Consider the following 12,095-nt stretch of genomic DNA (forward strand, 5'->3'; position numbering starts at 1 on the left):
CCTCTTCGCGACTCAACGCTTTGCGGGTAACGCTCTTGCCCGTGGGGTCGCCGATCATGGCGGTGAAATCGCCGATAACGAACAGCAGGCGATGGCCGAGATCCTGGAATTGACGGGCCTTATGGAGTAGCACGGTATGCCCCAGGTGCAGATCCGGGGCGGTGGGATCCATGCCCAGCTTGATCCGTAGGGGGCGGTTATCGCGCTGCGCCGCTGCGAGCCGCGCCAGCATTTCGCCTTCGGGCAGCATGTCGACGGTGCCAAACGCGATTTGTTCGAATGCATCCTGATGCTTCATAGTCATAAATTGGCCGGTGTCTTGTGATGAGGCTGCATATTAGCATCGGCGGGCTCTCGGCTGAATGCTCTTTGCCGACACCGGGATTGGCGCCATGGGTCACGGTCAGGCACTGGTTAGTCGCCGCAACAAAGGCACCTTGATCTGGTCGAGGATCAGGGTGTAGACCATCGTCGCCAGGAGCAGGCCGACGATAATCGGCATCGGTAAGGGCGCCATCAACCAACCCATCGCAGCCAGACCGCCCACCACCAGAATATCCGCGAGGCTGGCCCAGAGCAGGAAGCGACCGGGGACTGACGCCCAGAGATGGCCACGCTCCCGCACCAAAAAAACATTGGCCAGGCCGGAAAATACCAGTCCAAGGAAATCCAGGGTCTGCACGGATGCCAGCGGCAGCCCCAGCGACCGGCCCACACCATACACGGCGAAGATATAAATCAGCCAGGCGAAGGCAACGACCAGCGAGGAAAATACCAGGGTATGTATGTCCCAGCGATCCGGTTTCGGCGAGGGACGCACGTTGTCCTCCGCCAGGGACATGGTCACGAAATCGTTGGCAAAGAGCAGCAGAAGAACCAGCAGCGGGGTAACCACAAAGCTGCGGAACAGCAGGAAGCCCAGGCTCAGGAACAGGGCGACCTGAAAGACTTTGACAATTTTATTGAGGGTGTAGGTGAGCATGCGCTGATAGACGCGCCGCCCGGTGACCACCGCATCAAGCACCCCCTGCAAACCGGGCGCGGTGAGCACGAGGCTGGCCGCCGCCTTGGCAACATCGGTGGCGCTTTCCACGGCCACGCCCATCTCTGCCTGTTTGAGGGCGGGGGCGTCGTTGACCCCGTCGCCCGTCATTCCGACGATCCGACCTTTTTTCTGCAACCCTTGCACCAGATGAAACTTATCAGCGGGGAAGACTCCGGCATACACACCACAGTCCTCAGCCAGGGCCTTGCCGTCACAAACGCTGCCCATGATACCCAGCGCTGTGGCAACATTTTTTGCGGTCTGCGGACTGTCACCGGTGACCATGCGCACCTGCACGCCCAGTTCCTGTAATTGTTGAACGACTTGGGCCGCATCCGGGCGGATCGGGTCAGCGAGCGCAAGCAGACCGAAAAATCGTGGTTGGCCATCCGGGCCCGCTGCCACGGCGAGCACCCTTGCGCCACCGGCGGCGAGATCCGTTGTCGCCTGTTCCCAGTCCGTATTGCCGCAGAGTTTGGCGATGATCTGGGGTGAGCCTTTGAGTGCGCGCCAGGATGCGCCGTCCTGCATGAAAACCCCCTCCGAACGCTTGGTGGCGGGATCAAAAGGCACGAACTGCTGACGGTCCGGGAGGTGTGGGGTCTGGGCTACCGATGCACGGAGAACGGCGAGATCAATGGGATCCTGAGTGGCACTGTCACTGGCGATGGCCGCCATCTTCAGAAGCTCCGTCTCTTCCACGCCGGGCCAACCCTTTGCCTGACTGAGGCTGAGGCGGTTCTGAGTGAGAGTGCCGGTTTTGTCACTACAGAGGTCGCTCATGGCAGCGGCTTCCTCCACGGCGGCCAGGCGAGTGACCAGCACACCCCGGTGCACCAGATGCAGGGAGGAGATGGCCGTAGCCAGGGTGAAAGTGGCGGGCAGCGCCACCGGTACCGAAGCAACCAACAGGATGAGCGCAAAAGGCAATATTTCCGCAAGGGGGACGTGGCTGGCGGCTGCGTAAATCAGGATCGCGGCGACGAGAATGACGTCCATCATTACCAGATAACGGACGATGGAGAGCACCAGTTCTTCCAGGTGACTTTTGGCACCGGCGCCGCGCACCAGTTCAGCGGTCTTGCCAAAATAGCTTTTGGCTCCCGTGGCCGTAACTTCCCCGGAAGCTTCGCCGCGGCGGACGACCGAGGCGGAATAGAGGCTGTCGCCCGCTGCCCGCTCCACGGGCATGGACTCGCCCGTCAGTGCGGATTGGTCCACCAATATGCCACCATCGCTGAGATGCAGATCGGCGGGAACCATATCCCCGACCCGCACATGAACCAGGTCGCCCGGCACAAGGTCGGCGGCCGGGATACTTTGCCATTGTCCATCGCGACAGGCGCGGGCCTGAATCCGCAGTCGCTCTTTCAGCAGTTCCAGTGCGCTCTGCGCCTTGCGCTCCTGGCTGAAGCCGAGCACTCCATTAAAAATGAGGAGCAAAGTGATGATGATCGCTTCCGGCCACCTACCCAATATGGCCTCCAGAATCAGGGTGCCTTCCAGCATCCAGGGTACTGGTGCCCAGAACTTGTGGAGAAAGAGCAGCCAGTTTTTGGGTTTTTCTTCGATGACTGCATTGGGGCCATATTGGGCAAGCCGTTGCCGCGCTTCATCACTGCTCAGTCCGCTACAGGTGTTTTCCGGCATATTCCGTTATCCTGATATCTTTTACGTTTTCCCAAGTATAGAACCCCGAGGCCCGCGAAGATTCCCCCATGGGCCATGCTGGTAGTAAACTGCGCAGATCGCGTTGCATGGGGAGCATGGCGTCATGTTAAATCTTCTGGGAAAAATGGTGATCGAGGCAGGGATGCCGGTTGCCCTGGCGTCTGTCGCCGGGAGGGCAATCCGGCTGACCAGCCGCCCGCCCCGGGGAGAGGGTCGGCGATGATTCTGTTAACCCTCCTGAAGGGCAAACTGCATCGGGTGCGGGTCACGGCTGTCGAACTGGAATACGAGGGTTCCTGTGCGATCGACAGCGAGCTGCTGGCTGCGGCGGGCATTCATCCTTATGAGCAGATACACATTTACGATGTGAATAACGGTGACCGATTCAGCACCTATGCGATCAGCGCGTCAGCGGGGTCGGGTATCATTTCGGTCAATGGTGCGGCGGCGCGCAGGGTGTCCCTGGGAGACGTACTGATCATCGCCGCCTACGCACAGGTCACCGCAGATGCCGTGGCCGGTTTCCGACCGCAACTGGTCTATGTAGACGAGCACAATCGCATCATACGGCGCAACCAGCACATTGACTCCGCCCCTGCCTGAACGACACCCCCCTTGCTGAAAGGGGTCCCCCGTACTGCGCGACTGCTGATGGGTGCACGCGCCGCGCGCAGCGTGGGGCAGGGTGCGCTGGTCGTCGACTTTGCACTCTATCTGCATGCCCTGCATTGGTCGGCATTGGCTATTGGCCTCCTGTACTCGGCCAGCCTGCTGGTCGGCGCTGTAGCGACACTGCTGGTGGGCCCCCTGAGCGATCACTTTGGTGCCAAAGGCTTTCTGCTGGGCTACGAGGCAGTTCAGCTCATCGCGGCGTCCATCGCGCTGAGTACCGCCCAGCCCATCTGGCTCACTCTGGCAGCCGTATTGGGCGGGTTCGGTCGCGGCGCCAACGGCGGGGCAGGGCCCTTCGCACCAGCGGAGCAATCCTGGATATCCCGGAGTGTAACCCGCGGGCAATGGGGACAGGTGTTCCATTTGAATACCAGCATCGGGCTCCTGGGGATGGCCGCCGGCGCTACGCTGGCAGCCTTACCCGGCCTATTGGCAGGCGTATTGCCGGGTACCGAGGCCTACAGGTTGCTCTTCCTGGTTGTCTTGCTGGGTTCGCTTATCTGTCTGCTGTTTTTGGGTGCGGCAAAAGAATCGACGGCCGATACGGCATCCGCAGTGCACAGTGAGCAGATACAGACTGCTCCTCCGAAGGTGCGCAAGCCCATCTGGCGGGTGTTGCTGACTTTCGGTACTATTAATGCACTGAATGGTCTGGGAATTGGTATGGTAGGACCGTTGATGGCGTACTGGTTTCACCTGCGCTTTGGGGTGGGGCCCGCGGCGATTGGTGGCGCGATGGCCCTCGCCTTCGTCAGTGCCGCTTTCATGTCGCTGATCGGTCTACACCTCATTCGGCGCTTTGGCCTGGTCGGAACGGTTTTGCGTATGCGTCTGCTCGGGTTGGCGCTACTGCTGGCTCTGCCGTTTGCACCGTTTTTCTGGGTGGCGATGCTGCTCTTCATCGCCCGCGCGGCCTTGAATCAGGGGAGCATAGGCTCACGGCAGGCCCTCTTTCTGGGTCTGGTGGACAAGAGCCAACGCGGCCTGGCCGCGACGGTGAACAGCCTGTCAGTGCAGGCACCGCGCTCTATCGGCCCGACCATTACCGCCCTGTTCTTTCAGGCAGAGATGCTGGTAACGCCTTTTTTGATTGCGGGGGCGCTGCAAGGCCTTTATCTATACTTTTTCCAGCGGTTTTTTAGCCGGGCGGAGGACCACGACCAAGGCGCGTAGCCGGTGGCGCTGTCCGTCGCCGGACGTGGTCAGGCGATACCGGCGGCCCTCATCGTATCGGCCCGCTTACGGCCGCAGCGGGCCGGACCCAAGCCGTGACAGGCATGAATTTAGGCTTCCGATTGCCAGACAAGGCGCATGGCGACTATGCTTTGGGCATGGACCATACCAACCCCAATTCCTTTCGTTTCGCGCCGCTACGGCGGGCGGCCTATCGCCTGAGTGTGACCCAGGCTGGCCAGTTGCCCGCCGATGATGGCGCCGAAGTAGCCATTGCCGGTCGTTCCAATGTCGGCAAGTCATCCACCCTCAATATGCTGACCGAGCGCCGGGCACTGGCGCGAGTCAGTCGCACCCCGGGCCGTACCCAGGCCATCAATATTTTCGATCTCGATCCGGGGCAACGCCTCGTGGACCTGCCCGGCTACGGGTACGCCAAGGTCCCCGAGGCACTGCGGCGCTCCTGGGGGCCACTGCTCGAACAATATCTACGGCGGCGCGGCAGCTTGCGCGGATTGATCCTGGTCATGGATATCCGCCACCCCTATACTGCCCACGATGCCGACCTCATTGCCTTCGCGGAGGGCTGCAGCAGACCGGTGCATGTCTTGCTCAACAAGGCAGACAAACTCAGCCGTGGTGCGGCGATTCAGGAAATGGCCCGCTTGCGGCGGATTCCGGAATTGCAGGGGGTCGCCATGCAGCTGTTTTCTGCCCAGTCGGGGTTGGGTATAGATGAGTTGCATGAACGTATCGCAAGATGGTTCTCAGCGGATTCAGAAAAAGAAACCCCAGCCGGAGCTGGGGCGAATAGCGAGTTCTCAAAGGGAGGGGAGAACTCATGATCCGGTCAGGGAGGGTAGACCGGACCCAGACAACCAAAGGGTCATCTATAGCGTTGGAGTGACGCGTGCCAAAAAAGTTCAGTGAGCAGCATCCCTGGCACGTTTTGCGGCCAGACCGGCGTGCCCGCTGGCGCGCGCGCAGGCAGCACTGGACGAACGTCCTCCACCTGGAGGACTGGTATCCGCATTTTCCCATCGCGGCGGCGGTAGGTTTTCTCGGGCTCTTCAATATCCTCCCGGCGCTGGAGCATCTGCTGGGCCTGAGCTACACCGACAGTCTGGCGGATGTCTCGCACAGTTTTGTGCTGGATGCCTTTCGCGGCGTTCCCCAGGGTGCTGCGGGCGTGGTGTTGCTGATCATGTCCCTGGGCCTGGTCTTCCGCTCCCGTTTTGCCTGGGCTATCGTCCTGACCATGGCGACGGCCATCCTCGCCTTTGGAATTTACCGCCATCCTCAGCAGATTACCGTGCTGCTGTGTTATAATGCCGCGCTGGTCTTTTTCCTCTGGATATTTCGCGGCCGTTTTAACCGCAGCAGTCTGGCCACCGGCACCCTGTTTGCGTTGGTCGGCGCCATCATGGTCATGAGCTACGGCATCTTTGGCGCATATATTCTGGGGAACGGGTTCAGACCGCAGATTCATAGCCTGTCTACGGCACTGTATTTTTCGGTGGTCACCATGGCTACCGTGGGCTACGGCGATATCCTGCCGGTCAGCAACGAAGCGCGGCTTTTTGTGGTATCTTTAATCGTGCTGGGGATAACGGTGTTTGCCACGTCGCTTTCGGCCATTATCGTTCCGGCAGTGAACAACCGCCTGCAATCCGCCCTGCAAGGAGAAAAGCGCCACATGATCCGCAAAGGCCATTATATTATTGCGGGCGACACCCCGCTGGCGCGCAACAGCTATCGCGAACTCAAGAGTCGCAATCTACCCGTGGTAATGGTTATGGGGCATCAGCCTGATGACTCCATCTATCAGCCGGAAGATCTCGTTATCGGCGACTCCAGCGACACGGACGTGCTGCGCAGTGCCGGGGCCGACCAGGCAGCGGCGGTACTTGCCCTACGGGCCGACGACTCGGAAAATGCCTTTGTGGTGCTGGCGGTCAAAGAAATGGAGGGCTCCGCCAAAACCGTAGCTGCCGTCAACGATAGCAAAAATCTGGGACGCGTCCGCCGGGTGCAGCCAGACATGATCATCGCCCCCCAGGTGCTGGGCGGGGAACTGTTGGCCATGGCCCTCAACGGCGAACAACTGGACAGCGACGCAGTGATGAAGATGTTCCGCTTCAGCAGCGGCACGGAGACCGCCGGGAAAGACTGAGTTCAGCCATGCGCTTCATCCCAGTGCTTGCCGATACCCAACCCCACGAGGAGCGGCACCGCCAGTTCCGCTACCCCCTCCATACGCGCCTTTAGTGCCGACTTCGCAGCCTCCAGGCCGGCCTCCGGCACCTCCAGAATCAGTTCGTCATGTACCTGGAGAATCATCCGACCACGCTCGGGCCGTTCCTGCAACCAGGCATCCACGGCAATCATCGCCATCTTGATGAGATCCGCCGCAGTGCCCTGCATAGGTGCGTTAATGGCGGCACGCTCGGCATAAGTACGCCGAGCCGGGTTGCTGGAGCGAATCTCCGGTACATACAGGCGACGGCCAAAGAGTGTCTCCACATAGCCCTGCTTTTTCGCCAGGGCACGGGTCTGCGCCATATATTCGAGAACACCCAGATAGCGCTCGAAGTAACGGTCCATGTATTGCCGCGCGGCCGCCTGATCAATGCCCAACTGTTGCGCAAGGCCGTAGGGCGTCTGCCCATAAATCAGACCGAAGTTGATAGCCTTGGCGGCACGACGTGCGGCACTGTCCACATCTTCCGGAGCCAGATCAAAGACCTCGGCAGCGGTAACCGCATGAATGTCCTCGCCCTCCGCAAAGGCTTGCAACAGGCGTGCATCCCCGGAGAGATGGGCCAGGATACGCAGTTCGATCTGTGAGTAATCGGCGCTCAGCAGCCAGTGCCCCTCCTCGGCGACAAAAGCCTGGCGGATACGCCGACCCTGTTCGGTACGCACCGGGATATTTTGCAGGTTCGGATCGTTGGAGGAAAGGCGTCCGGTGGCCGCGACCGCCTGCTGAAAATGGGTATGGACCCGGCCGGTGTCGGGATTGATCATCTGCGGCAGTGCATCCGCATAGGTGTTCTTGAGCTTGGCCATGCCACGATAATCCAGAATCAGGCGCGGCAGATCGGCATGAACAGCGAGCTGGGCGAGCACATCTTCATTGGTCGACGGCTGACCGCCGGGGGTTTTCTTGAGTACCGGCAACCGCATCTTGTCGAAGAGAATTTCCTGAATCTGCTTTGGGGAGTTGAGGTTGAAGGACTGCCCCGCCAGAACAAAGGCCTTCTGTTCACAGTCCGCCATGTCTCTACTCAGTTCCGTGCTCAGCACTTCGAGCTGGGCACGATCGATTTTGACGCCCGCTTCTTCCATACGCGCCAGCACCAGCACCAGCGGCATCTCTATTTCCATCAACACGCGCCGCAAGCCCGGCTCGCTGGCGAACCGCGGCCAGAGCAGCGCGTCCACACGCAGACAGACATCGGCATCCTCTGCCGCGTAGGGCAGCGCCTCCGCTACCGGCACATCGGCGAAATTACGCGCTGACTTGCCTTTGCCGACCACCTCTTCGTAGCGGATATTCTGATGTTGCAAGTAGCGCTCGGCGAGGGTATCCAGATCGTGACCATTGTGACTGCTGTTTAAGACGTAGCTTTCCAGCAACGTGTCGCGGGCCAGGCCGGCGGGGTGGATGCCATGTCGCCAGAAAACCCGCCAATCGTATTTAGCGTTCTGGGCCAGCTTGGCGGCCTGCGGGTCTTCCAACCACGGGCGCAAGGCGGTGAGGACTGTCTGTCGATCCAGTTGCGGACCAGCGTCGCGGTGGCCAACGGGAACGTAGACAGCCTGATAGTCGCCACCGGCCTGCCAGGCACAGGAAATTCCCACCAGATCGGCATGCAGCGGATCGAGGCTCGTGGTTTCCGTATCCAAAGCGACCACATCGGCCGCTTTCAGGGCAAGCAGCAGCACATCCAGCGCTTCCGCAGTGGTGATGGCCCGGTAGGCGGCGCGATCTATATCACTGCTCCGCTTTTCCGGCACTTTCCCCGCATCGCCCGCAGGCAGGTCCCTGAGCCAGGCCTGAAAACCCAGGCGCTGCGCCAACGCCCGCAAGGCGACCACATCCGCCGCCCGGCGGGCGTACGTCGCGACAGGCAGCGTCAGATCACAGCGAATGGTCGCCAGATCGCGGCTCAAAGGCAGATAATGTGCGGAGGCACGCAGCGCCTCACCCACCTTGCCGCCGATATCGCCGGCGTGGGCCAGCACACCGTCCAGATCGCCATATTGCGTCAGCCACCGGGCAGCCGTTTTCGGTCCGACCCCGGGCACGCCGGGAATGTTGTCCACCTTGTCGCCGATCAACGCCAGCAGGTCGGCAATACGCTCCGGCGGTACACCAAAGCGCTCCTCAACCCCGGCCGCATCCGTTTCGATACCTTTCATGGTATCGATAAGCCGCACCCGCGAGTTCACCAATTGGGCCATGTCCTTGTCGCCGGTGACGATAAGCACCTGCTGGTCGGGCGCCGCCTCCCGGGCCAGGGTGCCGATCACGTCATCCGCCTCCACATCGGGCTCGATCACGAGCGGCAGGCCGGTGGCCCTGATCCAGTCGTGCAGCAGCGGAACCTGGACTCGTAGCTCCTCCGGCATGGCCGGCCGGTGTGCCTTATACTCAGGATAAAGTCTGTCCCGAAATGTCCCGCCGGGGGCGTCGAATATGACGATGATTTCGTCACTCGGATGCTCCTTCAGCAGGCGGCGGAGCATGTTGGCGACGCCGTAAATGGCTCCGGTCGGAAGATTGTCCGGGGCGCGCAAGTCAGGCAGCGCGTGAAAGGCACGATAGAGGAAACTGGAGGCATCGACGAGGATACGGGGATCTTGGGGCATGGTCTGAGACTTCTCCGCGGATTTCCGTCATAATACGGAAAACTACCACCATTGACACTGGAACGACGGATGCGGGCACATCTCGATGCGGAAAAACTGCGCGACAAGGGCGAGGGGCGCCTCACCCGTGAAGCCTGGAAAATTTTTCAGATTATCGCTGAGTTTGTACATGGTTACGAAAAGCTGGCCGACGTCGAACCCTGTGTCAGCATTTTCGGTTCAGCCCGCATCGAGCCGGAACATCCCTGGTATCTGAAAGCCCAGGAAATTGCCGAGAAACTCTCCAATGCCGGGTTTTCCGTCATCAGCGGCGGCGGTCCCGGCGTGATGGAAGCTGCCAACAAGGGCGCCTTTCGCGGCACGGGCTACAGCATCGGGCTCAATATCGAACTGCCCCATGAGCAACACACCAACCCTTACCAGGATGTCTCCATATCCTTCGAGCATTTCTACTCACGCAAGGTCATGTTCGTAAAATATGCGGTCGCCTACGTGGTGATGCCGGGCGGTTTCGGAACCCTGGACGAACTGGCCGAGTGCCTGACCCTGGTCCAGACGGGCAAGACCCGCAAAATGCCCATCATCCTGGTGGAGTCCAGCTTCTGGAAAGGGCTGATCGACTGGTGGCGGGACTCCATGCTCACCGCAGGCACCATCCGACAGGAAGATCTCGATCTCATCACCATGATCGACGACACCGACGAAGTGGTATCGGCCATTTTCAATCACTATGAAAAACGCGGCTTTGCGCCGTCCGCCGCTGAGACAGAGGCCCTTCTCAACCTTTAAGGACCCCAGGGAGTATTACCATGTCCATACGTATCTTCGTCATAGTTGTCGGTGCCTGCTTTGCGTTAGGCACCAGCCTCTCCACATGGGCTGCGGACGATCTCCAAAAACTGCATCTGCCGACGCTGGCCCCCAAGGCCAAAACCGGTCCCAAAGCCGAGATCAAAGTGCCGAAAGGCTCCCGGATCGAGGAATATAAGGTCAATGGCAAGGTGTACATGGTCAAGGTCATCCCACCCAAACCGTTCCCACCCTACTATCTGGAAGACAAGGGTGGCACCGGCCGCTTCACCGAGGTGCCGCAGACGGCAGCTGAACACCTGAGTGTGCCACATTGGGTTATTTTCCGCTGGTAATTCTGCCCTGTTCCTCCCCATCTCCGAGCGAAAGTGCCGTTTATGTCTGTTTATACCAATGTCAGCGAACACGAACTCGCGCAATTTCTCAGAGACTATGAGCTCGGCGGCGCCTGCGCGTTGACCGGCATCTCCGCCGGTGTAGAGAACAGCAACTATTTCCTCGACACCGAAAAAGGTCATTTTGTCCTGACCATATTCGAGCGTCTGCCGCGTAATAAAATTCCTTATTTTCTGGATCTCACCGAATGGCTGAGCCTACACGGCATTCCCTGCCCACGCCCAGTGCATACCACCGCAGGAACCAGTCTCAGTACGTTATGCGGCAAACCGGCGGCCATCGTTCAGCGTCTGAGTGGTGCGTCCATCGAGGGGCGGGTACCCTCTGTTACCGAAATCGGCATGCTCGGCACCTTGCTGGCGCGCATGCATCTGGCCGGAGAGACCTTCCCGGAGCGGCACCCCAACCCCGCCGGACTCCTCTGGTGGCAGGAAACGGCCAGACATCTGGTGCCGCACTTGAGCCCGGAAAACAACGCCGTGATTGCGGATGAAATTGCCTATCAGAGCGCACTCAATCGCAGGGATCTTCCCGGTGGCGTCGTCCATGCGGATCTTTTTCCCGATAATGTGCTGTTCGAAAAAGGCCAGATCTCCGGCACCATCGATTTTTACTATGCTGGGGACGATGCCTGGCTTTACGATCTGGCGGTGGTGGCCAATGCCTGGTGCTCGGAAGCCGATGGTCGTTTCGACCGGGCATTGGTTACGGCGTTGTGGGATGCCTATGTGGCTACCCGACCTCTGCAGACCGGCGAGGAAGCATTGTGGTTTCCACTGCTGCGCGCAGCGGCCCTGCGCTTCTGGCTCTTGCGCCTGGATGCCATGCACTTTCGCCGCCCCGGGACCATCACCCAATGCAAAGACCCGGAGGAATACCGGCGGATCCTCCTCATGCGCCAGCGAGGCGCTTAGCCTCCAGCCTGACGCTGCTCGGAGACACGCCATTGGTATCACGATTGATCATCGGGTGGCTTCTTTCCCGACCAGTGTGCGAGCACCACCAGCGCGAGCCCGAAGAACAGGCCCTCGCTGGCCGGTAAGGCCCAATCCAGCGGATGCCCACCGGCAAGGATCGAGGCGAAGAGTGCAACCGCCGCCACCATCAGAAAGATTCCCAGACTCTGCATGATTTTTTGAAACCGTACGGTATCGACCGAACTGACCAGGTTCCACAAACCCAGCAAGCGCAGCAGCCGTTGGGTCTGGCGCGGAAAGAGCACGGCCAGGACGATACCTACGGCGATGCAGGTGTTGATGACGTACAGCCAGATCATGGGCCCCTCCCTTATCTGCACCAGCCGGTATCCAGCGACCTTTCACGCTCGCGCCGGGCCCCTGGTTTAAGGATATCAGAGTGTTCTTATAGTCCTGCCGGGGTCAGGATTCAAGCATCATCTTGGCGGTCCGGCCTGCCTGGGTTAGAGTGCTCCGATCCACCCTGAATCCGGTCC

At 60.2% G+C, this 12,095-nt stretch carries 11 protein-coding genes (1 of these 11 only partly in view); 7 read left to right on the forward strand and 4 right to left on the reverse strand.

Annotated elements, in window-relative coordinates:
* Together tyrS and AFE_RS14155 are read right to left on the reverse strand one after the other, a co-directional pair.
* A protein-coding gene (tyrS, locus tag AFE_RS14150) for a tyrosine--tRNA ligase (protein ID WP_012607615.1) crosses the window boundary here: on the reverse strand, positions 1 to 304 show its start. 920 nt of this gene lie to the left of the window's left edge; only the first 304 of its 1,224 coding nucleotides appear in the window; the start codon lies at positions 302 to 304; its stop codon lies beyond the left edge, outside the window.
* 99 nt (positions 305 to 403) lie between these two features.
* Positions 404 to 2,695, reverse strand: a complete 2,292-nt coding sequence (locus tag AFE_RS14155) for a plasma-membrane proton-efflux P-type ATPase (RefSeq protein ID WP_012537586.1) — start codon at positions 2,693 to 2,695, stop codon at positions 404 to 406.
* A gap of 240 nt (positions 2,696 to 2,935) precedes the next feature.
* On the opposite strand from AFE_RS14155, the gene panD reads away from it, so the two are divergent.
* The 4 genes from panD to kch all read left to right on the forward strand — a co-directional run bounded on the left by panD (position 2,936) and on the right by kch (position 6,734).
* Positions 2,936 to 3,319 carry an aspartate 1-decarboxylase gene (gene panD, locus AFE_RS14160; RefSeq protein ID WP_012537587.1) on the forward strand — a complete coding sequence of 128 codons (384 nt, stop codon included), beginning with the start codon at positions 2,936 to 2,938 and terminating at the stop codon, positions 3,317 to 3,319.
* 48 nt (positions 3,320 to 3,367) lie between these two features.
* Positions 3,368 to 4,561, forward strand: coding sequence for an MFS transporter (locus AFE_RS14165; protein ID WP_012537588.1), 1,194 nt, complete (start codon positions 3,368 to 3,370; stop codon positions 4,559 to 4,561).
* A 104-nt stretch (positions 4,562 to 4,665) separates the two neighbouring features.
* Positions 4,666 to 5,406 (forward strand): ribosome biogenesis GTP-binding protein YihA/YsxC, encoded by a 741-nt coding sequence (gene yihA, locus AFE_RS14170; RefSeq protein WP_318253108.1) that lies wholly within the window; start codon positions 4,666 to 4,668, stop codon positions 5,404 to 5,406.
* A 65-nt stretch (positions 5,407 to 5,471) separates the two neighbouring features.
* Positions 5,472 to 6,734 (forward strand): voltage-gated potassium channel protein, encoded by a 1,263-nt coding sequence (gene kch, locus AFE_RS14175; protein ID WP_012537590.1) that lies wholly within the window; start codon positions 5,472 to 5,474, stop codon positions 6,732 to 6,734.
* Between the two features lie 2 nt (positions 6,735 to 6,736).
* Here the strand turns inward: kch and polA are convergent, their stop codons facing one another.
* Entirely contained in the window at positions 6,737 to 9,436 is a 2,700-nt protein-coding gene (gene polA, locus AFE_RS14180) for a DNA polymerase I (RefSeq protein WP_009567300.1), read from the reverse strand.
* 69 nt (positions 9,437 to 9,505) lie between these two features.
* On the opposite strand from polA, the gene AFE_RS14185 reads away from it, so the two are divergent.
* From AFE_RS14185 to AFE_RS14195, 3 genes are read left to right on the forward strand one after another with little or no spacing between them, the layout of a single operon-like run.
* Entirely contained in the window at positions 9,506 to 10,225 is a 720-nt protein-coding gene (locus AFE_RS14185; RefSeq protein WP_009567301.1) for an LOG family protein, read from the forward strand.
* 20 nt (positions 10,226 to 10,245) lie between these two features.
* Positions 10,246 to 10,581 carry a DUF2782 domain-containing protein gene (locus AFE_RS14190; RefSeq protein WP_009567302.1) on the forward strand — a complete coding sequence of 112 codons (336 nt, stop codon included), beginning with the start codon at positions 10,246 to 10,248 and terminating at the stop codon, positions 10,579 to 10,581.
* Positions 10,582 to 10,623: 42 nt separating this feature from the next.
* Positions 10,624 to 11,556, forward strand: coding sequence for a homoserine kinase (locus AFE_RS14195; RefSeq protein ID WP_012537591.1), 933 nt, complete (start codon positions 10,624 to 10,626; stop codon positions 11,554 to 11,556).
* Positions 11,557 to 11,594: 38 nt separating this feature from the next.
* Here the strand turns inward: AFE_RS14195 and AFE_RS14200 are convergent, their stop codons facing one another.
* A complete protein-coding gene (locus AFE_RS14200) occupies positions 11,595 to 11,918 on the reverse strand; it encodes a hypothetical protein (RefSeq protein WP_012537592.1) in 324 nt (107 codons plus the stop codon).
* Between the last annotated feature and the right edge of the window lie 177 nt (positions 11,919 to 12,095).

The sequence above is a fragment of the Acidithiobacillus ferrooxidans ATCC 23270 genome (assembly GCF_000021485.1).
Lineage (GTDB): Bacteria > Pseudomonadota > Gammaproteobacteria > Acidithiobacillales > Acidithiobacillaceae > Acidithiobacillus > Acidithiobacillus ferrooxidans.